This window comes from Pseudomonas sp. NFX1, from assembly GCF_051123555.1.
Taxonomy (GTDB): domain Bacteria; phylum Pseudomonadota; class Gammaproteobacteria; order Pseudomonadales; family Pseudomonadaceae; genus Aquipseudomonas; species Aquipseudomonas capeferrum.
In genome coordinates, this window is the sequence record NZ_CP169366.1 from 3,320,550 (window position 1) to 3,345,139 (window position 24,590).

General features: G+C 63.3%; 26 protein-coding genes and 1 riboswitch. Of the genes, 5 read left to right on the forward strand and 21 right to left on the reverse strand.

Annotated features, from left to right (window positions below):
• Positions 1-127: 127 nt before the first annotated feature.
• Complete coding sequence (locus DJ563_RS14865) at positions 128-547, reverse strand: tetratricopeptide repeat protein (RefSeq protein ID WP_033701508.1); 420 nt, start codon at positions 545-547, stop codon at positions 128-130.
• A 952-nt stretch (positions 548-1,499) separates the two neighbouring features.
• Between DJ563_RS14865 and DJ563_RS14870 the strand changes: the two genes are divergently transcribed.
• From DJ563_RS14870 to DJ563_RS14880, 3 genes are all read left to right on the forward strand, one after another.
• On the forward strand, positions 1,500-1,724 hold the full coding sequence (locus tag DJ563_RS14870; RefSeq protein WP_033700783.1) for a hypothetical protein: 225 nt from the start codon (positions 1,500-1,502) through the stop codon (positions 1,722-1,724).
• A 249-nt stretch (positions 1,725-1,973) separates the two neighbouring features.
• Positions 1,974-2,456, forward strand: a complete 483-nt coding sequence (locus DJ563_RS14875) for a hypothetical protein (protein ID WP_047581696.1) — start codon at positions 1,974-1,976, stop codon at positions 2,454-2,456.
• Between the two features lie 146 nt (positions 2,457-2,602).
• On the forward strand, positions 2,603-3,868 hold the full coding sequence (locus DJ563_RS14880; protein ID WP_434517952.1) for an OmpP1/FadL family transporter: 1,266 nt from the start codon (positions 2,603-2,605) through the stop codon (positions 3,866-3,868).
• Between the two features lie 41 nt (positions 3,869-3,909).
• On the opposite strand, the gene DJ563_RS14885 is transcribed toward DJ563_RS14880, so the two are convergent.
• The gene (locus DJ563_RS14885; RefSeq protein ID WP_274098559.1) at positions 3,910-4,839 is read right to left on the reverse strand and encodes a LysR family transcriptional regulator; all 930 of its coding nucleotides are present in this window, start codon (positions 4,837-4,839) and stop codon (positions 3,910-3,912) included.
• Positions 4,840-4,954: 115 nt separating this feature from the next.
• Between DJ563_RS14885 and DJ563_RS14890 the strand changes: the two genes are divergently transcribed.
• On the forward strand, positions 4,955-5,215 hold the full coding sequence (locus DJ563_RS14890) for a DUF2798 domain-containing protein (protein WP_033700788.1): 261 nt from the start codon (positions 4,955-4,957) through the stop codon (positions 5,213-5,215).
• Positions 5,216-5,230: 15 nt separating this feature from the next.
• On the opposite strand, the gene DJ563_RS14895 is transcribed toward DJ563_RS14890, so the two are convergent.
• From DJ563_RS14895 to DJ563_RS14970, 16 genes are all read right to left on the reverse strand, one after another.
• Positions 5,231-5,782: a glutathione peroxidase gene (locus tag DJ563_RS14895; protein ID WP_434517953.1), complete on the reverse strand. Its 552-nt coding sequence runs from the start codon at positions 5,780-5,782 to the stop codon at positions 5,231-5,233.
• A gap of 46 nt (positions 5,783-5,828) precedes the next feature.
• On the reverse strand, positions 5,829-5,951 hold the full coding sequence (locus DJ563_RS14900) for a hypothetical protein (RefSeq protein WP_274098558.1): 123 nt from the start codon (positions 5,949-5,951) through the stop codon (positions 5,829-5,831).
• Complete coding sequence (locus tag DJ563_RS14905) at positions 5,948-7,150, reverse strand: MFS transporter (RefSeq protein ID WP_434517954.1); 1,203 nt, start codon at positions 7,148-7,150, stop codon at positions 5,948-5,950. Before DJ563_RS14905 ends, DJ563_RS14900 begins: the two co-directional genes overlap by 4 nt.
• 62 nt (positions 7,151-7,212) lie before the next feature.
• Positions 7,213-7,617 (reverse strand): MarR family winged helix-turn-helix transcriptional regulator, encoded by a 405-nt coding sequence (locus DJ563_RS14910; protein WP_274098557.1) that lies wholly within the window; start codon positions 7,615-7,617, stop codon positions 7,213-7,215.
• A gap of 59 nt (positions 7,618-7,676) precedes the next feature.
• Positions 7,677-8,858, reverse strand: a complete 1,182-nt coding sequence (locus tag DJ563_RS14915; protein WP_434517955.1) for a glycoside hydrolase family 5 protein — start codon at positions 8,856-8,858, stop codon at positions 7,677-7,679.
• 108 nt (positions 8,859-8,966) lie between these two features.
• Positions 8,967-9,701 (reverse strand): adenosylcobinamide-GDP ribazoletransferase, encoded by a 735-nt coding sequence (locus DJ563_RS14920; RefSeq protein ID WP_434517956.1) that lies wholly within the window; start codon positions 9,699-9,701, stop codon positions 8,967-8,969.
• Between the two features lies 1 nt (position 9,702).
• The gene (locus DJ563_RS14925; RefSeq protein ID WP_434517957.1) at positions 9,703-10,269 is read right to left on the reverse strand and encodes a histidine phosphatase family protein; all 567 of its coding nucleotides are present in this window, start codon (positions 10,267-10,269) and stop codon (positions 9,703-9,705) included.
• The gene (cobT, locus tag DJ563_RS14930) at positions 10,266-11,321 is read right to left on the reverse strand and encodes a nicotinate-nucleotide--dimethylbenzimidazole phosphoribosyltransferase (RefSeq protein ID WP_434517958.1); all 1,056 of its coding nucleotides are present in this window, start codon (positions 11,319-11,321) and stop codon (positions 10,266-10,268) included. The genes DJ563_RS14925 and cobT overlap by 4 nt, the downstream gene beginning before the upstream one ends.
• Positions 11,318-11,839, reverse strand: coding sequence for a bifunctional adenosylcobinamide kinase/adenosylcobinamide-phosphate guanylyltransferase (gene cobU / locus DJ563_RS14935; RefSeq protein ID WP_033700796.1), 522 nt, complete (start codon positions 11,837-11,839; stop codon positions 11,318-11,320). The genes cobT and cobU overlap by 4 nt, the downstream gene beginning before the upstream one ends.
• A 1-nt stretch (position 11,840) precedes the next feature.
• Complete coding sequence (locus tag DJ563_RS14940) at positions 11,841-13,295, reverse strand: cobyric acid synthase (protein ID WP_274098553.1); 1,455 nt, start codon at positions 13,293-13,295, stop codon at positions 11,841-11,843.
• Entirely contained in the window at positions 13,292-14,284 is a 993-nt protein-coding gene (gene cobD / locus DJ563_RS14945; protein WP_434517959.1) for a threonine-phosphate decarboxylase CobD, read from the reverse strand. Before cobD ends, DJ563_RS14940 begins: the two co-directional genes overlap by 4 nt.
• Positions 14,277-15,185 carry an adenosylcobinamide-phosphate synthase CbiB gene (cbiB, locus tag DJ563_RS14950; RefSeq protein ID WP_033700800.1) on the reverse strand — a complete coding sequence of 303 codons (909 nt, stop codon included), beginning with the start codon at positions 15,183-15,185 and terminating at the stop codon, positions 14,277-14,279. Before cbiB ends, cobD begins: the two co-directional genes overlap by 8 nt.
• Positions 15,182-15,832: a 5,6-dimethylbenzimidazole synthase gene (bluB, locus tag DJ563_RS14955; RefSeq protein WP_186654565.1), complete on the reverse strand. Its 651-nt coding sequence runs from the start codon at positions 15,830-15,832 to the stop codon at positions 15,182-15,184. Before bluB ends, cbiB begins: the two co-directional genes overlap by 4 nt.
• On the reverse strand, positions 15,829-17,124 hold the full coding sequence (locus DJ563_RS14960) for a cobyrinate a,c-diamide synthase (protein ID WP_434517960.1): 1,296 nt from the start codon (positions 17,122-17,124) through the stop codon (positions 15,829-15,831). Before DJ563_RS14960 ends, bluB begins: the two co-directional genes overlap by 4 nt.
• Positions 17,121-17,741, reverse strand: coding sequence for a cob(I)yrinic acid a,c-diamide adenosyltransferase (gene cobO, locus DJ563_RS14965; protein ID WP_434517961.1), 621 nt, complete (start codon positions 17,739-17,741; stop codon positions 17,121-17,123). Before cobO ends, DJ563_RS14960 begins: the two co-directional genes overlap by 4 nt.
• A gap of 120 nt (positions 17,742-17,861) precedes the next feature.
• Positions 17,862-18,083: riboswitch (cobalamin riboswitch) on the reverse strand.
• 162 nt (positions 18,084-18,245) lie between these two features.
• On the reverse strand, positions 18,246-20,792 hold the full coding sequence (locus DJ563_RS14970) for a dermonecrotic toxin domain-containing protein (RefSeq protein ID WP_434517962.1): 2,547 nt from the start codon (positions 20,790-20,792) through the stop codon (positions 18,246-18,248).
• 145 nt (positions 20,793-20,937) lie between these two features.
• Between DJ563_RS14970 and DJ563_RS14975 the strand changes: the two genes are divergently transcribed.
• Entirely contained in the window at positions 20,938-22,254 is a 1,317-nt protein-coding gene (locus DJ563_RS14975) for a PQQ-dependent sugar dehydrogenase (protein WP_434517963.1), read from the forward strand.
• Positions 22,255-22,294: 40 nt separating this feature from the next.
• Here the strand turns inward: DJ563_RS14975 and DJ563_RS14980 are convergent, their stop codons facing one another.
• The 3 genes from DJ563_RS14980 to hda all read right to left on the reverse strand — a co-directional run bounded on the left by DJ563_RS14980 (position 22,295) and on the right by hda (position 24,446).
• Positions 22,295-22,831 (reverse strand): C40 family peptidase, encoded by a 537-nt coding sequence (locus DJ563_RS14980; protein ID WP_274098892.1) that lies wholly within the window; start codon positions 22,829-22,831, stop codon positions 22,295-22,297.
• Positions 22,832-22,969: 138 nt separating this feature from the next.
• Positions 22,970-23,611, reverse strand: coding sequence for a C40 family peptidase (locus tag DJ563_RS14985; protein WP_274098893.1), 642 nt, complete (start codon positions 23,609-23,611; stop codon positions 22,970-22,972).
• 127 nt (positions 23,612-23,738) lie between these two features.
• Complete coding sequence (gene hda, locus DJ563_RS14990) at positions 23,739-24,446, reverse strand: DnaA regulatory inactivator Hda (protein WP_027595859.1); 708 nt, start codon at positions 24,444-24,446, stop codon at positions 23,739-23,741.
• Positions 24,447-24,590: the final 144 nt, after the last annotated feature.

The following is a 24,590-nucleotide window of genomic DNA, read 5'->3' on the forward strand; positions in this document are numbered from 1 at the left end:
GCAGAATGCTGGCCAGATCCACTGTCATGGTTACCCCGATCGAACCTTGATGAATGCTGCGCAGCTTATCAGCCTGAGAAGCAGGTTGCCTGTGCCTGCAACAGGGCCGCTGGCGGCAATGCAGCGTTCAACCTGAAAACCACTGCCCCAGCAGCCGCCGCGCTTCCTGCGAGCCCTGCGCCGCCGCCAGTTCCAGCCAGTAGCGGGCCTGCTCGGGCGCGTTGGCCTGGCATAACCTTGCATACTCCAGCTGTGCGCGCCGATCACCGGCACGGGCGGCTTGACGCAGCAGTTCGTGGCCGATGCGCCGGTCCCGGGCGTTGCCGCAATCACGGCACAGCATCTGCCCCAACCGGCTCTGGGCTACCACGACGCCTTGGCGGGCCGGCTGTTTCAGCAGGCGACCAGCCAGGTGCTTGACCTGAGGCTTGTCACCCAGGCGCGGGCTGTCGAGCAGCCACAGGGCCACTTTCAGGGAAAAGCGTTTGGGTGGGGGCACTGACGACGCATCAGCCGGGTTGGCGAGGTGTTTACTGCGAAACTTCATGAGCAACAGGAAAGGTAACTCGAAAGGCGCGCCACTCTACTCCATTTTTCCTGGCGTGGCCTGTCGATTTATGGAGGATTGAAAAATAATTTCGATGATCTTTTCTTGACGTTTTCAAGTGGATGACCAACCGGTCTACGGGCGCCCGAAGATTGTCAGACAGTTCCCTGGCTTGCTGGCACGCCCGTCCTAGAGCAAGCGCTCGGGACAATCCACAGTTCCTGTGGATAACTCGGTGGACAACCCCCTTCGGTGGCCCCAAAACCCCCGTGAATTGGGGGCTCCAGTCAAACTGACGATTTTTTCACCAGCAAAAATTAGTGTTTTTTTTCATTGACTTAGCCCCCCAGTCAAGTCATTGGCGAGGCTCTCAGCGCCTGTTGCCGCCGTGTTACAGCTTGCGCGCCAAATGTGCACAAGTGCACCACAAGCCCTCATTCGAGTGCACAAAATGAGTACATCCACGGCAATGCCAGCCATTTGCCCCTCTTCACAGCATGCGAAAGAAGCGCCATACTGCTCGGCTAACCTGCACCCTTGCAGAAACATTTGCCAAACCGTTCTATTCTCGGTAAGGTGTGCCTCGTTAGTACCAAGCTGAAAGTCAATTGGCCTTAAGCGTCCTTGCAGAATCGCTCCCCCAACAGCGAAGCCTGCTGAAACCAGGACCGGCCCACTCGATGATTCCTTCGCCAGCCATACGCTGCCCAAGCTCGAATCACCTAGCAGATTGATCAGGATCCCACCCCGATGGCCTAGAACCTTGGCCCCGGTGTGCTGCCTGCCCTCTTAAGTACCTACCAGTCAGCCCAAGCGCCCACTATTTGATTGCGCTCCCTCTGGCTGCTTTGTTCCAGTCAGGTTCGTTCGTCCCTTAATAAAGGCGTCACTGGAACGTTTCTATCATGCACGGATCATATCCTCCGTGTTTAAAGCAGGAACCTCCAATAATATGCAAACTCATCCGCACATTCAGGCTGCCATTGGCACCCTCTCCCAGGCCTTCTCGCCGTTGAAGTGCCTTATCGTTGCCCCTCGCAAGGGCAGCTTCAGCTTTACCCTGGTGGACGAACACGGCGTCGCCTGCCACACCGAACGCCTGTACGCCGATCAGTACAGCCGCAAGGAACCCCTGCAGGCGGTAATCGCCCGGACGCGTCAGTCGCTCACTGCGTGAGCGGCGAATACCTCGGTATTCAAGCGCTGAATCGCTGTTTCGACACCCTGCCCGATCGTTCTTGGCGTAATTGCCGCACGGCATATAGCCAAGGACGTCAGGCAGCAATCGATTTAAAAACAGCTCTTTACACCACGATTATCACACTACACTTCAACTCGAGCGGTGCTAACCGCTTCCGGCGGGCCTGATCATTCACCAGCTGCCAAGCTCCAGCGCCCGTCCGGCCCTTACTTGCTCGAGGGCATTATGGGTATCGCTGCGAATGAATTGTGTCTGTATGTGATCCGGCCAACCCTGGTCTACCTGAACCGTCACTGCCCTAGCGCCGAAGCGTTGTTACTGGGCATTGCCGCCAGCCAGTCGGCACTCGGCTCAGCCTTGCACGACCGACGTGGCCATGGCCTCTACCGCATCGGCGAAACCCGCCACCAGGCGCTCTGGGACGAGTATCTCGCCCGCGACCCGGACCTCGCCAGCCTGGTCCGTGGCCTGGCCAGCCAACACGCCTTTCTCGGCGGCCCCCACCTGGAACTCACGGTAAACCTGCGCTACTCCACCGCCATTGCCTGGATGCTGGTCGAAGCCCAAGCCACGGCGCTGCCGGCGGCTGACGACCTGCTGGGCCTGGCGCGTATCTGGCGGCAGGTTTTCCACCCCCAAGGTCGCCTGCGTGACTTCACTCAAGCCTGGCACACCTGCATAGATCAGAGATTGCCTCAGGCATCTTAGGAAACGCCCTACAGCATTACTGGAAAAAATGGAATTTTGGTCGGATTGTCCTACAAAACCGCTCTATCTCCTGTGATTGAGGCTATAGCGCGGCGCGCGATTTGTTGGTAGCTTTTCGCCCCGGAGATCCCAAGGAGTTTCTAATAATGAAAAAAGTAATGCTCAAAACCTCCCTCGGCGTAGCCGTTGCGCTTGCTTCCAGCCAACTGCTCGCCAGCGGCTTTGCCCTGAACGAACAGAGCATCAGCAGCATGGGGACAGGTTTCGCGGGACGTTCTTCTTCTGCCGATGATGCCAGCACCGTGTTTGGCAACCCGGCCGGCATGTCCCGCCTCAAACGCGAACAGATCACCGTGGGCGGCGCCGCCGTCATCGCCAAGTCCGATATCTCGGGCCGTGGCAGCAACCTCGGGGGGGAAACCGACGGTGACATGGTGCCGCTGGTCGGCGTACCGATGGGGTACTACGTCAAGCCGATCGATGATCACTGGAGCGTCGGTTTCGGCGTCTACGTGCCCTTCGGCCTGGTGACCGACTACGGCAGCGACGATGCCGCCCGCTACTGGGGCAAAAAGAGCCACGTCGAGGTCGTGACCTTCCAGCCAACCATCAGCTACGCCTTCAACGACAAGGTCTCGATCGGTTTCGGCCCAACCATCAACCGCATCAAGGGTGAACTGGGTTCGAGCCTGATCAACCCCTTCACCCCTGGCCGCAACGATGGTGAAGTGAAGATCAAGGGCGACGACACCGCCGTGGGTTACAACATCGGTATCCTGGTCCAGGCCACCGACAGCACCCGCGTCGGCCTGACCTACCACTCGATGGTCGACTACAAGCTCGAAGGCAAGACCCGCGTCAGCACCCCGCTGATCGGGCCGTTCAACGGTAACAAGTTCGACGCCACCCTGAAGATCAAGACGCCAGAGTCCGTTGACCTTTCGGTCACCCACGAACTCGACGACCAGTGGACCCTGTACGCAGGCAGCACCTGGACCCGCTGGAGCCGCCTGAAAGACATCACCGTGCAAAACGATGTGCCAGCGCCACTGGCCGGCTCCGCGTTCCAGACCATTACCGAAGAGCAGAACTGGCACGACACCTGGGCACACGCCATCGGCGCGTCCTACAAGGTCAACAAGGAGTGGGTACTGCGTACCGGCTTCACCGTCGACCAGTCGCCAACCAACAACCACGACCGTTCACCGCGCATCCCGACTGGCGATCGCAAGGTGTTCAGCCTGGGTGCGGGTTGGAGCCCGAGCGAAGACATGACCATCGACGTGGCCTACTCCTACCTGTGGGAGGAAGACACCAAGGTCAACCAGGTCAGCGCGACCAAAGGCAGCTACCAGGCCAAGTACGAAAACAGCGCTCACGGCGTCGGTGCCTCCCTCACCTACCGCTTCTGAGTCATCCCGCGCATGGAGAAACCGCCCCTGTGGCGGTTTTTTCATGCCTGGACCTGCCAGCTGTCACCCAGGCATTCGCGCAGGTAGTCCGTGAAGGCACGTACCTTAGCGGTCATGGCGAAACGATCGGCCAGGCACAGGTAGATATCCATCGGCTCGGCCTGGGCATAGGCCTGCCCGCTGTCGCTGTATTCGAACAAAGGCACCAGTTCACCCGTGGCCAGGTAAGGCTGAACGATGAAGGCTGCCAGCCGGGTGATCCCGCCATCGTGTAGCGCCATCTGGGTCAGGGCATCGATATCGTCGCTGATCAGCACGGTGCCGAACTCTGCCTCGAAACGCATGCCGTCGCGCATGAAGCCCCACCGCAGGAAGCGGCCATCCACCGGGTAACGGAACACCAGGCAGCGGTGCTCGCGCAGGGCCTCGGGCGTGGCAGGTACACCGGCGCTGGCCAAGTAACCGGGCGAGGCGCAGCAAATGAAGGGGATACGCGCGATGTGCCTGGCCAGCAGCTGGTCTTCCAGTTGCGGGGCGATGCGCAGGCTGACATCCACATCTTCGCGCGCGTGGTTGACCCGTCGATCAGTCGTTACCAATTCTATCGAAAGCTGCGGGTAACGGGCACTGAATGCCGGGATCAACGGCGCCAGCACATGGCGACCGAAGGCGGAGGTCGACGCAATGCACAGGCGGCCCTGGGGCTCACTGTCGGGCGTGGTGACGGCGAGCTCGGCCTGGGCCAGATCACGCTCTACCTGCCTGACCCGCTCGTAATAGAGCGTACCCGCCGGCGTCAGCGCCATGCTGCGCGTGGTACGGCTGAGCAAGCGCACCTGCAGATGCGCTTCAAGCCGTGCCAGGTTCTGGCTCACTGCCGCCGGGCTGAGCCCCAGGGTGCGCGCACCCGCAGCGATGCTACCGGCTTCGACTACCTTGATGAAGCTGCGAATAGCATTGAGCAGGTCCATGTTGCGCCCTTTGGATTCGTAAGAATCTCTTTATAAAGAACTCAACCACGGTGGTCTACAAGCCCGGCAGAGGTGATTGCTAACCTGCGCCCTCACTTACTGTTCTGGAGTTCGCATGAACGACCTGTCCCCGACACGCAGCCGGCGCAAACTGCGCCCCAGCGCCACACCCTACGTTTTCGCGTTCTACATGTCATCGATCATGGCGCTGCTGATGTGCTTTGTGATCACGGCCGCCAATGCTGGGGTGAATCCGCAGTACCTGGGCAATGTGCTGAAGGCGTACCAATTGGCCATGCCGGTGGCGTTTGTCTGCGTGTTGATGGTCAGGCCGCTGGTGGTGCGGCTGGTGGCGATCACTGTTCACCCTCATTGAATCGAAGGAAAAGCACTACGGCTGCGATGCGATGGCCTTCTCGATCGCAGCCCTGAAGGCAGGGTCATCCGGCTTGGTCAGGCTGGAAAAATTGCCGATCACCTTGCCCTTGCGGTCCACCACGTACTTGTAGAAGTTCCACTTCGGCGCACTGCTCTGGTTTGCCAGCTCGCTGAACAGCGGTATCGCATCCTTGCCGCGTACTGCCTGGGCCTTGGTCATGGTGAAGGTCACGCCATAATTGGCGTAGCAGACGTTGGCAATTTTTTCGCTATCGGGGTCTTCTTGCTTGAAGTCATTGGAGGGTACACCAAGCATCTCCAGCCCCTGCTCGTGGTACGCCTTGTACGTTGCCTCCAACCCCTCGAACTGCGGCGCGAACCCGCAATAGCTGGCCGTGTTGACCACCACCAGCGGCTTGCCGGCAAAGCGCTGACACAGGTCGACCTGCCCCTTGCCACGCAACTCCGGCAGGCTGCCCTGCAACAAGGCAGGGCAATCTCCGGCCCAGCTCGACGTGGCGGCAAGCAGGCCCAGCACAGGCACCATCAACCAATGTGCACGCATCGTTCGTTTCTCCGGCAAGACAATCCATGAACTTGCAGGGTAGCGCTTAACAAACGCTCATGCCCAGTTGCATCAACGCCAGCCCACCCTTGTGCCAGCCCCACCATACCAGCGCCAGCAGAGCGACAGCGGCAGCGGCCAGCAGCCCCTGGGCCAGATAGCGATTCATGCGGCCTGGGCCTGCAGGCGGGCGACCGGGCGCTCACGTACCGGCCAGCTGAGCGCCGCAGCCAGCAGGCTGAGCAGCACCGAAATTTGCCAGACGAGGTCGTAGTTGCCCGTGCGGTCATACACCACCCCGCCCAGCCAGCCACCCAGGAAGGCGCCCAACTGGTGGAACAGGAACACGATGCCGCCCAGCATCGACAGGTTGCGCACGCCAAACAACGTCGCCACCGTGCCATTGGTCAGCGGTACGGTAGACAACCAGAGCAAGCCCATGGCGATGCCGAACAGGTAGGCACTGACCTGGGTCACAGGCGCCCAGAGGAACAACACGATCACCACCGCGCGCAGCAGATACAACCCAGTGAGCAAGCGCGGCTTGGACATGCGCCCACCCAGCCAGCCGGCGGTGAAGGTGCCGACGATGTTGAACAGGCCAACCAGTGCCAGCACCGTGGTACCAGTGGTGGCAGCCAGGTGCTGATCGACCAGGTAGGCCGGCAGGTGCACCCCGATGAACACCACCTGGAAGCCGCAAACGAAGAAACCCAGCGCCAGCAACCAGAACCCCGAATGCGAGCAGGCCTCACGCAGGGCCTGGCCCAGGGTCTGCTCAGCGCCATGGCTAGGCAGCGGGCGGTCGCGCAACATGCCGACCAGGGGCACGATCAATGCCACCAGCAGGCCCAACACCAGCAGCGCAGCGGACCAGCCCAGCCACTCGATCAGGCCAAGCGTGCCTGGCAACATGGCGAACTGGCCGAATGAACCGGCAGCACTGGCAATACCCATCGCCATGCTGCGTTTCTCGGCAGGCACGGCGCGCCCGACCACACCCAGGATGACCGAGAATGAGGTGCCGGAAAGGCCGATGCCGATCAGCAGCCCCGCACTCAACGACAACGACCAGGGCGAATCGGCCATGCCCATCAGGACCAACCCGACGGCGTACAGGATGCCGCCGATGATCACCACCCGCGCCGCCCCCAGGCGGTCGGCCAAGGCACCGGCGAAAGGCTGCGCCAGCCCCCACACCAGGTTCTGCAAGGCGATGGCGAAGGCGAACACCCCACGCCCCCAGCCAAAGTCGGCGCTCATCGGCCCCAGGAACAGGCCAAAACCGTGTCGCACACCCAAGGACAGCGCCAGAATCAGCGCTGCCCCCATCAATACCCACCCGCTGGTTCGCCACACCGAAGTCATTGTCGTTATCTCCAGCACTTCGCAAGGTTTACGGGTATATACCCGTTTATAGTCGTATCACTTCAGGCCAGCTGTTCCAGCAAACGTACCAACTCATCGCGCTGCCCAACACCCAGGCGCTCGACCAGCAGTTCTTGAGCCTGCTCCCAGGCCGGGTAAGCCGCCTGCAACAGCGCCTTGCCTGGCTCGGTCAGCAGCACCACACGGTTGCGCTGGTCATCGCCGTCAGCCAAGGCCACCAGGCCATCGGCTTCCAGCACCCGCAGGTTGCGCCCCAAGGTACTGCGTTCAAGGCCCATGGCCTCGGCCAAGGTGGTAATGCTGGGGCGGTCGAGGCGCTGCAAGTGGCGCAACAGGGAAAACTGGGCGACATTGACGCCGAAGCCGGCAAGGGCCTCGTCATAATGCCGGCTCACCCCACGGGCGGCTCGACGTAAATGGGTGCAGATGCATTCACTGGTCAACATGGATACGTGTATATACCCGCATCATGAGTGTTGCAAGAAATTTCAACTATCAGCGAAAGTCATTCAGGCTTCAGGCGTTTGCTGATCGGCTCGAACTCCGCCGTAGCCTTGCGTGCCAGAGGGTCCGGCGCGCCCTGATCAATGGCTTGCCAGTAGCGCCACGGCACCTTGGCACTGCCCAGCTCGTAGTCCATGCCATCCCAACTGTCTTCACGGAAGCTGTAGAACGCCCAGTGCAACTGGTTGCTGTCTAGCACTGTAAGAACGTCTTCCAGGTAGCGCTGGCAGCCTGGCAACCGGCGCATGCAACCGAACTCCCCCACCACCAGGCGTGAGCGTGGCACGTGCATCGCTTCGCTCCAGGCCAGCGGTTGTTGCAGGTATTGCTGTACACGCTGGCCATCCCACTGCTGCGTCTGCCCGGCGAACGGTACAGGGCCGGGGTAGGCAAAGGGTTGCTTGCGCGTCATGTTCGGCGCACTGGTGGCGGAATAGGGTTCGTACATGTGTACGCTGTACAGCACCCGGCTGTCTGTCAGCGGCGCGGGCCAGTAACCAAAGGCATCGGCGGCGGCATACCAGCCTGCATCGACCATGATCGGTGTGTCTGGGTCCTGTTCACGGATGGCCGCCACCAACTGCTCATACAGCGCTGGCAAGTCACGGGCGGTACCTTGCGCTTGTGCATACCAGCGCTTCATCTGCTCAGGGGCAGCATGTTCGGCCAGGCCACCGTGTTGTTCGGGGGCGGGTTCATTGATCAGGTTGTAGGCCGCGATGGCGGGATGGTCCTTCAATTCACGCGCCAGGTCCCGCCAGAACGCAGCGGCCTGCGACCAGTAGCGTTTGTCTTGCCAGAGGCGGTCGTCAAACTGGCCCTGGTTGTTCTGCGACCATCGCATGCCAGGCAGGGAAAGGGGGGCAATGACGACCTTGAGCCCGGCCAGATGAGCACGGTCGAGCACAGCACGCAGTTGAACCACATCGGTTGCGGGCAGGCCTTGATAGTCATCAGCGCTACCCAGCAGGAAGTCGCGCTGCGCCGGCTGCCACTTGTCATAAGACAGCCGAACCCAGGTAGCGCCATAGGCACGCAAGGCATTGAAGTAGGCTTGGTCGGGAGCCAGCCGATTGAAACTGTTGCCGCCGTGGCGGGGCGTATCCCAGAAGCTGATCAGATCAGCAGCGGTGACGGGCAAGGCGAGAAAAGCAATCAGGCTGGCAAAGATCCAGTGGCGCATAAAGGGCCTCCCTGGCCGCGTGAATGGGAGGCCGATGATAAACCCAAGTCTATGATGGGCGTGGCTGCGGTTACGTTGCTGGAAGTTTCTTCGCCCTGCTGCAGTCGCTCAGAGAGCGAGTGCCAGCCCCATCACCACGGTCAGCTCCAGCAACTCCAGCATCGCCCCGGCGGTATCGCCGGTCGTGCCACCCAGACGCCGGCACATGACATGCCGCAGCCAGGCGAACACGCCCAGCACCGCCACCAGTACCCAGATCACGGGCCAACCCCCAACGGCAAGGCACAAGACGGCGCTACCCGACAAGACCCACCCGGCAGCAGCACGTGGCAAATGCTCGGCCAGCGCCTGCCCCAACCCCCCGGGCCTTACATAAGGCGTGCAGAGGAACAAGCCAAGCATCGCCGCCCGGCCAACCACCGGCGCCAGGATCAGTTCCACCCCCACCCCATACTCGACCAATGCCCACAAGGCGCAGAATTTCAGCAGCAGCACCAGCACCAGGGTCACCACGGCAATCGGCCCGCTGCGGGGGTCTTTCATGATCTGCAGCGTGCGTTCACGGTCATCGAAACCACCGAGCCAGGCATCGGCGCTGTCGGCCAAGCCGTCCAGGTGCAGTGCGCCGCTGAGCAACACCCAGAGCGTCAGCAGCATTGCTGCATGCAGGGCCGTGGGCGCGCCGTACAGAAGATGGTTGGCCAGCCACAGCAGCAGACCGAACAGCAGCCCTACCAGGGGGTAGCACAACAGCGAGCGGCCCACTTGGCGTGGCTCGGGCATACCGGGCAAGCGCACCGGCAGGCTGCTGAGGAACTGCAAGGCAATCCAGAACGCCAGCATTTCAGTGCGCCTCGGCCCATTGGCCGTCGTCACGCAGCACCAGGCGGACCAATGCGCCGTGGGCAACTTCCACCTGCAGCAAGTGTTCCCTGGGCATGCCACGCGCCCGGGCCAGCAACAGGCGCATCACGCCGCCGTGGGTGACCAGCAGCACACGCTTGCCGGCATGCTGCTGGCCCAGCCGCTCGACGCCAGCCAGAACGCGCTCGGCAAACGCCTCGACCGGCTCACCATTGGGCGGCGTACACGCGTAAGGGTCGGCCCAGAAACGCCCGAGGGCGTCGGCCTGGTCTTCCATGATCTGCGCCGCGCTGCGCCCTTCCCAATCACCGAAATGCAGCTCCTGCAGATCAGCCTCGCGCTGTACCGGCAGGTGTAGACGCGCCCCCAGCTCGTCGGCAAACCGTGCACAACGCTGCAAGGGCGAGCTGACCAGCACCTGCCATGGGCCAGCCTCGGCGACGGCGTCACGCATCTGCGCCCAGCCCTTTTCGGTCAGGGCATCGTCAAGGCTGCCACGCAGGCCACCTTGCTCCGTTTCGCCGTGGCGCAGCAGGTCGAGGATCATGCCGGGCGGTCCGCCACGGCGGCCTCGGCAAATGTCGCCATCTGCCCGTGCAGTGCGCAGGCCAGGCGCAACAAAGGCACCGCCAGGGCGGCACCGCTGCCCTCACCCAGGCGCAGGCCCAGCGCCAGCAGCGGTTCGGCCTGCAGTGCTTCGAGCAGGGCCTTGTGCCCTGGCTCCGCGCCCTGGTGGGCAAACAGCAGCCATGCCCGGGACTGCGGGTTGAGGCGCACCGCCACCAGTGCGGCGACACTGCAGATGAAGCCGTCCACCAGCACCGCAATACCTTCTTGCGCGCAGGCGATGTAGGCGCCGGCCAAGGCGGCGATCTCGAAACCACCAACGCATGCCAGCGCCTGCAGCGGGTCGTCCGCGCGCAGACCATGCAGGATCAGCGCTCGCTCGATGACTTCGGCCTTGTGCCGCACACCGGCGGTGTCCAGGCCAGTGCCCGGGCCGCTCAGCTCACGGGCCGGGCAACCCAGCAGGTTGCTGGCCAGGGCGGCGGCAGCTGTGGTGTTGCCGATGCCCATTTCGCCGCCGATGAACAACTGCGCACCCTGTTCGGCCGCCCGCAGGGCGCTGTCACGGCCCGCCTCAAGCGCGGCCTGCAACTGGCGCTCGGTCATCGCGGGGTGGCGGGCGAAGTTGGCGGTGCCGGCGCCCAGGCGCAAATGCCTCACGCCGGGCAGCTCCAGCGCAGGGTCGATGGTACCGAGGTCGACCACTTCCAGGCTGGCGTGCAGCTGGCGAGCCAGCACGCTGATCGCCGCGCCACCGCCGACGAAGTTGCGCAGCATCTGCCCGGTCACCGCTTGCGGGTAGGCTGAAATGCCTTCCTCGACCACGCCGTGGTCACCGGCGAAAATGGTGATGGTGAGCTGGTCCAGTGCGGGCCGCTCACGGCCTTGCAGGCCCGCCAGGTGCACAGCCAGGCCTTCCAGCTGGCCGAGCGAACCGGCAGGTTTGGTCAGCTGCTGCTGACGGGCGCGGGCCTGGTCCATGGCGGCGTTGTCGAGGGGTTGGCAGGCGTCACGCCACCAGGCTTGAGTCATAGTGCAGGTCCTTTGAGCATAAGGGGCAGGCCAGCCACGGTCAGTACCACGCGCTGACAGCGTTCGGCAACGGCCTGGTGCAACCAGCCGGCCTGGTCGACATAGCGCCGGGTCAGTTCGCCCATGGGCACCACACCCAGGCCGGTTTCGTTGCTGACCAGAATGAGGGTACCCGGCAACTGCTCAAGGCAGTCGAGCAGCGCATCACGCTCCTCGGCCAGGCGCTGGTCGTCGTCGAGCATCAGCAGGTTGGTCAGCCACAGGGTCAGGCAATCCACCAGCAGGCAACGCCCTGCGGCTGCTTCGCGGCGCAGCACGGCAGCCAGCGCCAGGGGCTCTTCAATCAGCCCCCAGTCGGCAGGCCGGCGCTGGCGATGCAGGCGCACGCGTTCGTTCATTTCGCCGTCCAGCGGCTCGCTGGTGGCGATGTAGGTCACCGGCAGGCCGCTGTCGCTGGCCAACTGTTCGGCCAGGCGGCTCTTGCCGGAGCGCGCACCACCAAGGATCAGGTTGCGCATTTCAGGCGACTCCACACAGTGTGCGCAGGTGCGCGGTGTCCAGGTGCTTTTCCACCAGGTCCGCCAGGCGCTCGATGTCACGTTCGCGCAGGGCCTGATAGTCGATGGTCTGTGCGTCCGCCAGCCCGGCCCAGCGCAACAGCGCGGCGCACGACTCGCTGCCTTCGAACAGGCCATGCAGGTACGTGGCGAGGACCTGCCCGTCGGCACTGATGGCACCGTCGCAGCGCCCGTCATCAAGCTGCACGGCAGGCTGTTCCAAGGCCGCGCCTTGGGTGACGCCGGCATGGATCTCGTAGCCGGACACCGGCGCCTGTTCCAGGGTCAGGGTACCGGTGACGTTGCGCAGTTGCTTGTCGGCCTCCAGCACCGTGGCGTATTCGAGCAGCCCCAGCCCTGGGCTGGAGCCCGCCGGCCCTTCCAGACCCAGCGGGTCGTGCACCTGCGCCCCGAGCATCTGCAAACCGCCGCAGATACCAATCAGCTTGCCGCCGTAGCGCAAGTGGCGGGCAATGGCGGTATCCCAGCCGCGCTCGCGCAACTGCGCCAAGTCGCCACGCACGCTTTTCGAGCCGGGCAGGATGATCAGGTCGGCAGGCGGTATCGGTTGGCCCGGCCCGATGAATTGCAGGTCCACTTGTGGGTGCAGGCGCAGCGGGTCGAAGTCGGTGTGGTTGCTGATGCGCGGCAGCACCGGCACGATCACCTTCAATACACGCTCATGCTTGGCTGCCTGGCGTACATCTATGCCGTCCTCGGCCTCCAGGTGCAGGTCGGTGACATAAGGCAACACACCCAGCACCGGCTTGCCGGTGCGCGCTTCCAGCCAATCCAGGCCTGGCTGAAGCAGAGCGATATCACCGCGAAAGCGGTTGATGACAAAGCCCTTGACCCGTGCCTGCTCACTCGGCGACAGCAATTCGAGGGTGCCGACAAGGTGCGCGAAGACCCCGCCGCGATTGATGTCAGCCACCAGAATCACCGGGCAGTCCACCGCTTCGGCAAAGCCCATGTTGGCGATGTCGCCGGCACGCAGGTTGATCTCCGCAGGCGAGCCTGCGCCTTCGACCATGACCACCGGGTACGCAGCGCTCAGGCGCTGGTGCGAGGCCAGCACGGCCTGCATGGCGATGGCCTTGTAGTCGTGATAGGCCACTGCATTCATGCTGGTGACCGCGCGCCCGTGGATGATCACCTGGGCGCCGGTGTCGCTGTTGGGCTTGAGCAGCACCGGGTTCATGTCGGTGTGCGGCACCAATCGGCAAGCCTGGGCCTGTACGGCCTGGGCCCGGCCAATTTCGCCACCATCGGCGGTAACCGCGCTGTTGAGCGCCATGTTCTGCGGTTTGAATGGCACCACGCCGACGCCCTGACGCAGGAGCCAGCGGCACAGCGCGGTCACCAGCGTGCTCTTGCCGGCATCGGAGGTGGTGCCTTGCACCATGAGCGTGGTCATGCCGTTTCCTTTTGATAGTCGGTCAGGGCCTGGGCCAGGCGTTGTTCGTCCGCAGTGCAGGCAGGCAAGCCCAGGCGCACGGCGGCTGGCAGCGCGAACAGGCGAACCAGGATGCCGCGCCGGGCGAGAAAGTCATGCAGGTGCGCGGCACGTTCGCTGCGCACGTACTGGAACAGGTCGCAGCCACCGCTCGGGGCCAGGCCGGTGCTGCGCAACAAGGCAGCGAGCCGCTGGCTGCTGGCGGCGCAGCGGTCGATCTGCAACAGGTGGGCGGTGTGGTCGGCAAAACAGGCCTGAGCCAGCACCCGCGTCGGGCCACTGATAGTCCAAGGGCCAAGCAGCTCTGCCAGGCGCTGCAGCAGGCTTGCTTGAGCCGCAACGAAGCCCAACCGGACACCGGCCAGGCCAAAGAACTTGCCAAACGAACGCAGCACGATCAGCCCTGGCCGCTCGGCGCAGTCGACCACGCTATGAGCGGGGGTGTTGTCCATGAACGCTTCGTCGACCACTAGCCAGCCTCCGCGGGCTGCCAGGCGGCCATGCCAGTTGAGCAGGCGCTCGCGGCTGACCTGGCGGCCGGTCGGGTTGTTGGGGTTGACCAGCACCAGCACATCGAGGCTGTCGAGCGCGCCCTCGACCTCAGCTTCATCCAGCTCCAGCAACTGATGCCCTGCCCGCTGCCAGGCGTGCAGATGCTCGGCGTAGCAAGGGGTCAGCACGCCGACCCGGCCAGCCGGGCGCAACAACGGCAAGGCCTGGATCGCGGCCTGCGAGCCGGCTACCGGCAGTAGCTGGCGAGTGCCGTAATACTGCCGCGCGGCCTCTTCCAGGCCGTCTTCGGTCTCCGGCAGGCGCGCCCAGGCGTCGAGGGGAATCGGCGGGATCGGGTAAGACCAAGGGGCGATGCCGCTGGACAGGTCGAGCCAGTGTTCACGCGCGATGCCGTATTGATGCACCGCACGTAGCAGACGACCACCGTGTTCAAGCATTCCAGTAAGCCCCCAGGCAAATCACCAGTACCCACAGCCACACACCTCGCTGCACCAGGCTCCAGCCGCGCTCGATGGCGTCGGCATCGGCCATCGGCCCTTCGCCCAGGCGTGGCCGCTCGTGCAGCTCACCGTGGTAAACCGCCGGGCCGCCGAGTTCGACCGCCAGCGCGCCGGCACCGGCCGCCATCACCGGGCCTGCGTTGGGGCTGTCCCACAGTGGCCCCTGGTTGCGCCAGCAGGCCAGGGCCAGGCGGGTCTTGCCGAGCAGCGCGTAGGTCAGCGCCACCAGCCTTGCGGGAATATAGTTGAGCACATCGTCGATACGCGCCGCGCACCAGCCAAACCGCTCGAAACGCTCGTTGCGATAGCCCCACATGGCATCCAGGGTATTGCTCAGCCGGTACAACACCACACCGGGCGCGCCAGCCAGCACAAACCAGAAGAGCGCGGCGAACACAGCATCGCTGCCGTTCTCCAGCACCGATTCGGTGGCTGCCCGGGCCACGGCGGGCTCGTCCAGCTCGCGGGTTTCGCGGCTGACCAGGTAGCCGACCCGCCGCCGTGCCTCTTCCAGGTCGCCTTGGCGCAACGCGTTGGCCACCGGCAACACATGTTCGCCAAGGCTGCGCAGCCCCAGGGCGCAATACAGCGCCAGCACGTCCACCAGCCAGCCGATGTACGGCAGCCAGGACAGGATCAATGCGACCAGGGTCAGCGGCACCACGGCAATGAACCACGCGCTCACCCCGTGGCTGCGCCAACCGCGCCCGCCAGCGTTCAGGCGGCGCTCCAGGTTGGCGGCCATGTTGCCGAACGCCACCAGTGGATGACGCCGTTGCGGCTCGCCCAGCAAGGCATCCAGGGCCACCCCGGCCACGGTCAGCAAGGCAACGCTCATGGCCGCTCTCCCCATTGGTTGTGATAAAGCATGTCACTCAAGGGGCGTTGTTCGGCCCAGTTTTCCTGCACCAGCATTGGCGCCGGATAGAATTCGGTCACAGGCCCCAGGCACAGCACGGCCACCGGCTTGGCGCCGGCAGGCATGCCCAGCAGCTCGGCCAGGGCCAGCGGGTCGAACAACGACACCCAGCCCATCCCCAGGCCTTCGGCTCGCGCCGCCAGCCACAGGTTCTGGATGGCACAGGCCAGCGAGGCGAGGTCCATTTCCGGCAAGGTGCGACGGCCGAAGATGTGCGGCTCGCGCTGGTCCATCAAGGCGGCCACCAGCAGCTCGGCACAATCGTTGATGCCTTCGACCTTGAGGGCCATGAACGCATCGGCTCGTTCACCCAGGGCATCGGCGGTGCGTACCCGCTCCTCCTCGACCAGCGCCTGGATGCGCTCGCGCAGGCCACGCTGGGTGATACGGATGAACCGCCAGGGCTGCATCAGCCCGACGCTGGGTGCCTGATGCGCCGCGGCCAACAGGCGGCCAAGCAGCGCCGGGGCCACCTCGCCACCGGCGAAATGACGCATGTCGCGGCGCTCGCCGATGGCCCGGTACACGGCGGCGCGCTCGGCGTCGCTGAAAGCGTGTTGGCTCATGGTCGCAGCAGCGCCGCCGCCGCGTCAGGGTTGGAGGGGAAGTAGAAGTGCACGTAGGATGCCGTCAGGCGTCCCAGGCGATACACCGCCTCGTTGCCACGCCCGCCGTTGGGGCTCAGGCCACGCGCGATCGGCGTCAGCTCGGTGCTGGTCAGGGAGTGGTGGTAGGTATGCCCGCGCAGGGTACCTTCCGGCAGCTCCACGGCCTGCAAGGCCAGGGCTGCAAGGCGTTTCTGCATGGTCGCCTCGCCCGCCAGCAAGCCGAGCAGTTCGGCACGCTCCCCCGCCACATCGGTCAGTGCGTCGAGCAGGTAGAGCATGCCGCCGCATTCCGCCAACAAGGGCTTGCCCTGCCCGTGATGGTCACGGATCGCCACGCACATGGCGGTGTTGGCCGCCAACGCGTGGTGGTGCAGTTCGGGATAGCCGCCCGGCAGGTACAGGCTGTCCACGGTTGGCAGTTCACGGTCATGCAGTGGCGAGAAAAACACCAGTTGCGCGCCCAGGTTGCGCAGCAGGTCGAGGTTGGCACCGTAGGTGAAGGCAAACGCCTCGTCCCGGGCCACGCCGATGCGCACACCGGCCAATGACGCGGCGGCCGGCTGTAGCTCGGGCTCGGCAAACGCCACCGGTGGCGGTAAAGCAGCATCGCAACTGGCACCCAGCGCTTCGGCCGCAGCATCCAGGCGGGCATCCAGGTCGTTCAGTTCGCTGGCTTGGACCAACCCCAGGTGGCGGCTGGGCAGTTCGATACCCCGCTCACGCGACAAGCCGCCATACCAGCGCAACCCCTCGGTCAGGCTGCCTTCAAGCAGTTGCGCATGGCGCAGACTACCGACCCGGTTGGCCAGCACACCGGCGAACGGCAGGTCGGCCTGGTAACGAGCCAGCCCCAAGGCCAGGGCACCGAAGGTCTGGGCCATGGCCGTGCCGTCGATTACCGCCAGCACCGGCACGCCGAAGTGGCGCGCCAGGTCGGCGCTCGACGGAGTACCGTCGAACAGCCCCATGACCCCTTCGATCAGGATCAGGTCGGCCTCCCCGGCTGCGTCCCACAGCAGGCGGCGGCTTTCCTGGGCGCCGATCATCCACAGGTCGAGCTGGTAGACCGGCGCGCCGCTGGCACGTTCGAGGATCATCGGGTCGAGAAAGTCGGGCCCGCATTTGAACACCCGGACCTTGCGCCCAAGGTTACGGTGCAGGCGGGCCAAGGCGGCGGTGACGGTGGTCTTGCCCTGGCCGGAAGCCGGCGCTGCAATCAATACCGCCGGGCAGTGTCGCACTTGAGTCACAGTTCGACGCCTTTCTGCGCACGGATACCCGCCTGGAAGGCGTGCTTGAGCATGCCCATCTCGGTGACGGTATCGGCCAGCTCGATCATTTCAGGCTTGGCCGCGCGGCCGGTGACGATCACGTGCTGCATCGGCGGGCGGGCCTGGATGTCGGACAGCACCTGGTCGAGGTCGAGGTAACCATGCTTGAGGGCGATATTGAGTTCATCGAGCACCACGAACTGCACGGTCGGGTCCTGCAGCAGCTGGCGCGACACCGCCCAGGCGGCTTCAGCGGCGGCAATGTCACGCTGGCGGTCCTGGGTCTCCCAGGTAAAGCCTTCGCCCATCACGTGATAACGCACCTGTTCGGGGAAACGCCGGAAGAACAGCTCTTCGCCAGTGCTGTTGCGGCCTTTGATGAACTGCACCACGCCGCACTGCATACCATGGCCCAGGGCACGGGCGAGCATGCCGAAGGCCGAGCTGCTCTTGCCCTTGCCATTGCCGGTCAGCACCAGCAGCAGGCCGCATTCGTTGGGGGAATTGGCGATACGCTCGTCGATGATCGCCTTTTTGCGCTGCATGCGCGCCAAGTGGCGTTCGTCGCGTTCGGTGGGTTCGGTGGGTTCGCTCATCAGGGGTCTCCGCAGGCTGACGCCACGCGAACGGCGGCGACAGGTCGATAGGCAGGCAGACACAGAGCGCGCAGGAGCAGTGGCCGTAGGCCACGGTGCACCGCGCATCACCCTCCGTGATGCCGTTGGCTGTATCAGGCCGGTCTCCGGGCTTGCGAGCGGGCCTTGGCCCGGGCCTGCGCGCCTTCCCGGATGCTGGCATCCAGTGGCTGTGCGCGACCTTTGACTCACCTACCGTTGCGGGGGCAGCGCCGGAATCGCGCCTTTGCTGGCGCCCACCGGCTTCCCAGTTTCACCCTGCTCAGTCGAGGCTGGCAGGGCACCTGAAACACGCCGCGAAGGTTAGAGGGTTGGGCCGGGAGCGTCAATCGCACGGGGGGGATTTGGGTGGGCGGTTTGGCTTGAGTGGTTGCTGAGGCATAAATCGAGCGCCGCCCACGCGGCGCTCGACCTTACAGGCGCTGAAAAACCATCGCCACGCACCCGCGAACGGCAATCGCCCCCTCACTCTGGGAAGAATCGGTCCACCAATGCCGGTGTCCTGACCTGCGCCCTATATTCCGCCAGATCAAAATCAAGCCCGGTACGCAGATCATAAACCGGCCCCAAGGCAGGCCTGATCGTCTGCTTCAAGGTGACTTTGATAAAGCGGTAGTTATCCCCATAAACCTGCTGCAACCCGTCGATGCGAAAGTAATTGCCAGGCAGGAACAGCGTTTCGACCTCTTCCGGAAAAGACGAAAAGGCGCTGATCGGGGTTGCCCCGTGGTACTCCCCAGCAGGCAACTCGAACACCACTGAACTGTCATCGAACAGCCCTGACACGCCCCCCGGCACATTCGGGTAAGGCAAGCATGCGAACTCGGTCACCATGTAAGGGTTTTCGGTAAACGAAGTGAAGTCGGTATTGACCAGCACATCCCCAACCCGCAGCTCCCCGTTTCGATAGCGCTCCCCACCCGTACCCCGCGACCGATGGCCACCCCGGTAAAGCCTGACGTGGTTACTTTTGGGCAATTGCTCGATGCTATCGGCAAGGTGGGCGATATAGTCATCCTCATCGCCATAGCGATAGCTGCCCGAACGGAACACATCGTTCACTTTCGACTCATCGCTGGTGTAATAGTCGATCACCGCATTGAAGTATTCAGGGCCGTAGTGATAGGAGTAGTGCGTGCGACCCGCGATCTTCACACAATCCAGGTTCCGCTCATCGATGTCGGGTGCCCGACCGCGCGGCAGTTCAACGATTGGCCATGACTTCAACAACGCCTTCTGCCGCTCCAGCGCAAAACCGGACAACTTCTTGCTCTGCGGCCCATTCGCCAGCGTGTAGCTATCCCAGAACGGTGAAGCCGTGCTCTGCATACCCTCCACCGCTGGCGGCGCACCGCCGAGCAACCGCGGCGGTGCCAACAGCTCCCATTCGCCCGCTTCGTTCAAACGCACGGGGTGAAGGGGACTGAAGGCAAACGGATTATCCGCCGGAACCACCAACCACACCGTCAGTTCATGGCTGTATCGCACACGGTAAGGCTGACTCTGCAGGGTAATCCAGCAACTGCCATCGGCATTCACATGAATGCCACGCAAGCGGCCCGCCTCGGCCGCCTCCGCGGTGAGCACGGTGTTGGCCTCTTGCAACTCCACCGGCAGGGTGGTCAAGTCCGCCACCTGCCAGTGCGCAAGTGACACGCCGGTTTCATGGGGAGGCGCCTCATAAGACAAAGAGGCGAAACTCGACTGGAAGCTGATATCCAGCAGGTTCATGCTGGCGAACACACTTTCGAGCATTGCCGCGCGCAGTGCGTACTTGCGGCTCTGTTCATCGCCGGCGTGCAGGGCTTCATCCACATCGAACGCCACCTTGCCAGCACTGGCACCGAGCAGCATCAGCGACATCGGCCAACCCAAAGGCGCAAAGCTGCCAAACACTTTCAGAAACGCCGAAAGATAACCACTGAACATGGCCCTGCGCAGCCCGGCATTGTCCTGCATCAAGCGCGCATTGGCCTGCATCTCGAGCTTTGCCTGATCGGCCAGGTAAGTGAAACAATCCATGCCGAGCGAGCGTTTGAACAGCGTCAAGGCGATCGCCGCAGCTTCATCCGAACGGCTCCCGGCGATCCCTTGCAGGTGAACCTTTATCAACTGCCTGGCGGAGGAATCGTGCGGGTTACTGTGTGCCCCCGCGACAAACGCATCGAGCGTGTCGTTCGACTGCAACTGCAAGCAGAGCCAACCCGCCATGGCAACGTCAGAATCGAACCCCTTCAACGCTTCGCCGGACCAGGGCATATAGGCCAGGCACCGACCGTCTGCGGCGACCAGGCTGAAAAGACAGTACCTGTCACCTGCACCGAACGCATAGCGATTGACCGTCAAGACGTTGCGCGTTGCATCCCGTTGAAGACTGGCAAGCGTTGGCAACTCATCATCGGCCAAATCGTCGGCCGCCATTGCGCGCAAGCGCTCCCAATCGAGGGGCGTTATCCTGCCTGCACCCAATGCACCAGCCCCCTGCGCCAACAGGTTGACCTTGGCCAGCACACGAAAATTGCCTGTGTAGTCTGACCAGAACCGCTCGATGCCCTCGCGGTAGCGCACCGCAAAATCCAGCGCCCACAAGTCCTTCTGGACTTCACTGCCCAGCATCGGGACCTCATTGCGCTCGTCGTAGAGAACCGCATGCGGGCCCTGACGATAGAAACCGCCGCGCAGGTCGAGTTCGTCGCTGGCGTCCTGAAAGTAAAGGTCGAACCGATTGATCAGCAGCTCTTGCAACACCATGGACTTCTGTGGCGGCCCATTGTGCTGCCAACCGGTGAACGCACGGGGGCTGGAACTCTCGCTATTGAACTGATGCCACCAGACGAACCGCGGGTCCATCTCCCTCCCTGTATGCTTGCGCAACAGTTGCGCGGCATGCCTGCTCGACAACGCATAGGGGTCTGGGTAGTCGCGTACGATGTCATCCACCAACTGTACCAGGGGCCGTGTTGCATCCAGCACTTCGAGACTGCGGATCGCTTTCTGGTGAATTTCGCTCATGGGCTACTCCTGACCTTGATTGTCGAGCCCCTATCCTTGCTGCCCGCGCCCACCCAGAGTGGTAGTTACCTGCCGCCTATGGCTGAACCAGTCATGCTGCGCCGTGCTCTGAATAATGAGAGATCATCTTCTGAGGGCGGCGAACATGCGGCATATCGGTTACGTCTTACCTTGGGCGCTGAGCGCCTGCATGGTGGGCTGCGGCGACACAGCTCTGTTGAACGTCAGCGAAGGAAGCGGCCCCTCGCCGCAGTTGCCCGAACCCAATGCAACGCTGATTCCGACCATCAACATCGCCCCTGCCATCGGCTGGCCGGACGGCGGCAAGCCCAAGGCTGCAACGGGCACGCAGGTAGTGGCCTTCGCCGACAAACTCGACCACCCACGGTGGCTCTATGTACTGCCCAACGGTGACGTGCTGGTAGCCGAAACCAACGCGCCGCCAAAACCCGAGGACGGCAAAGGCCTGCGCGGCTGGGCCATGGGCAAGGCGATGAAACGTGCCGGCGCCGCTGTACCCAGCGCCAACCGCATCACCCTGCTGCGCGATGCCGATCATGATGGCGTCGCAGAAATTCGCAGTACCTTCCTGCAAGGCCTGAATTCCCCATTCGGCATGGCGTTGGTAGGCAAGGACTTCTATGTGGCCGACACCGACAAGCTGCTGCGCTTTCACTACGAGCCCGGGGCCATGCAGATACGCGACAAGGGCCAGCAGGTGGTCGAGCTACCCGGCGGGCCGCTCAACCATCACTGGACCAAGAACGTGATCGCCAGCCCAGATGGCAAGAAGCTCTACGTGACGGTTGGCTCCAACAGCAATGTGGGGGAAAACGGCCTGGACAAGGAACAAGGGCGGGCGGCGATCTGGGAGGTGGACCCTGCCAGCGGCCAGCAGCGCTTGTTTGCCAGCGGCCTGCGCAACCCCAATGGCCTGGCGTGGGAGCCACACACCGGCGCACTGTGGACGGCAGTCAACGAGCGTGACGAAATCGGTAGCGACCTGGTGCCGGACTACATTACCTCGGTCCAGGACGGCGGCTTTTATGGCTGGCCCTATAGCTATTACGGCCAGCACGTTGACCAGCGGGTCCAGCCTCAGGCACCGCAGAAGGTCGCCCATGCGCTGGTGCCGGACTATGCCGTCGGCCCGCACACGGCCTCATTGGGGCTGACATTCGCCGAGCCAGGTGTGCTGCCAGCGCCTTTCGGGCAAGGCGCATTCGTGGGCCAGCACGGGTCATGGAATCGCAAGCCACACAGTGGCTACAAGGTGATTTTCGTGCCGTTCGACAGTAGCGGCAAGCCTGCCGGCAAGCCCGTCGACCTGCTCACCGGGTTTCTGGATGGCAATGGCAAGGCCATGGGCCGACCGGTGGGCGTGATCAACGATCAGCGCGGTGGGGTGCTGGTGGCGGATGACGTGGGCAATATGATCTGGCGGGTGAGCGCTGCGCGGTAACGGTGAGTCAAGGCGGCCTTGCCGGGCCGCCTTCAGGCGATCAGGGGTTTTGCGCCAGATGACCCTGGGGAATCACCCGCTTGGCCTGCAGGTAAGCCTTGGCCCAGTAACTGTTGGACAGGTAGTCCAGGCGCACCGTGCCACCGGTGGACGGTGCGTGCACGAAACGCCCCTCCCCCACGTAGATGCCGGCATGGCTGACCTGCGACCCGCCACTGGTGGCAAAGAACACCAGGTCACCTGACTGCAGCGCCTTCGCATCCACAGTCGGCGCGCGCATGACGATCATCTCCCGCGTCGAGCGCGGCAAGCTGATACCGGCGGCATCACGGTAGACATACTTGATCAGGCCACTGCAATCGAACCCGGAGTCGGGCGTATTGCCGCCCCATCGGTAAGGGGTGCCCACCAGCCCGATCGCGCGGATCAACACGTCGTCGGCAATCGGCGAAGCATCAGGCTGTTGGCTGTAGGAGACCTGCGGCTTGACCACAGGAGCCGGCGCAGGCGCGCGGCTGGAGCAGGCAGCAAGCAATGCCACCAGGGAAAGGAATGCGAAGCGCGCCATCATTACCATGGCCAGAACATCCTGTCTGAGACCGCTGGACCGCAGCCGAAAAGTGTTGAGAATTTAGATTAGACGCTTTCTGTAAATGCGCACGGCGGCGAGCTTTTTTAAAGCATCGCCGCCGTGGCACGGTACATCATCGGGGTATCAGTTGCGCGCGATGTTGGTCGGCGCCATCGCCAAGGCTCGCTTGGCTTCGATGAAGGTCTTGCTCCAGTAGCGATCACCGAGGCTGTCGATGCGCACACCACCGCTGCGGCGGCTGCTGGAGTGGATGAACTGGTTGTCACCCAAGTAGATGCCGGCATGGCTGACCCGGCCGCGGCCATTGGTGCTGAAGAACAGCAGGTCGCCTGGCTTGAGCTTGTTACGGGCCACTTTCGGGGCATCGACGTTGATCATTTCACGCGTCGAACGCGGCAGGGTCATGCCGGCTTCTTCGCGGAACAGGTAACCGATGAAGCCGCTGCAATCGAAGCCTGACTTCTCGGAGGTACCACCGAAGCGGTAGCGGGTGCCGATCAACGACATGCCGCGCTCGAGAATGCTGTCAGCCAGAACCGGCAGCTGATAAGGCTTGCTGTTGCTGGAGAAGGCCTCCAGGTCATCTTCGGTGGCCAGCTCTTCCGGTTCGCCGAATACGGACGAAGGCGAGGCTTTGGCCTTGAACGCCGATTGTGCGGCGATCGGGGTGTGTTCCTGGGGCTGGGATACCGGGCCTTGGGCCGCGCAGCCGAAAAGCAGGGTCACGAGTGCGAGGGGCACGAGGGGTGCGAAGCGCTTTAGCATGGGCACGACCGTGTCTGTAATCCTTTAGAAGGGGGAAACTATGCCCTCTATCATGGCCATTTGCAAATTTTATCGAAAAAGATGTGACTTTTTCGTTTTGCCGCTCTAGCCCAGGATTTTCAGGGGCTTACCAGCCCAGGGTTTCTTTCAGGAAAGGGATGGTCAGCTTGCGCTGCGCCTGCAGGGATGCCTGGTCGAGGCGTTCGAGCAGATCGAACAGTGCGCTCATGCTGCGGGTACCGCGGGTAAGGATGAAATGCCCAACCTCATCGGTGAGGTGCAGGCCACGGCGCGAGGCCCGCAGTTGCAGGGCACGCAGCTTGTCTTCATCGGACATGCCACGCATCTGGAAGATCAGTGCCAGGGTCAGCCGCGACTTGAGGTCGGCCAGCTTGATGGGCAGCTCGCGCGGCGAGCTGGAGGCCGCCAGCAGCAAACGACGGCCACTGTCACGCAGGCGATTGAACAGGTGGAACATGGCCTCTTCCCAGTCGGCTTTGCCGGCAATTACATGCAGGTCGTCAATGCACACCAGCTCGTACTGTTCGAGGTGATCGAGCAATTCGACACCGCGCTCGAGCAGTTGCGCCAACGGCAGGTAGACGGCGGGTTCGCCCAACTGCTGGAAGCGGTGGGTAGCGGCCTGCAACAGGTGGGTGCGGCCGACACCCTGCTTGCCCCACAGGTAGATGAGGCTCTCGGTCCAGCCGGCGTCGGCTTCGCATAGGCGCTCGACGTAGCCCAATGCCGCAGCATTGGCGCCCGGATAGTAGTTGATGAAGGTGGCGTCATCGCGCAGGCGCACACCCAGGGGCAACTGGATCGGTGGTTTCATGCTCGCGGGTGGTCGCTGGGACCACAGGGGGCCTTTGGTGGACAGTGTGCAAAGTCTATACCCGCAACGCGGGCGGCACAATCAGGGAGCAGAAGAGCACAAGCAAAATCAACGGCTTGCGACCTACTCTGCTCGGTCTGACTG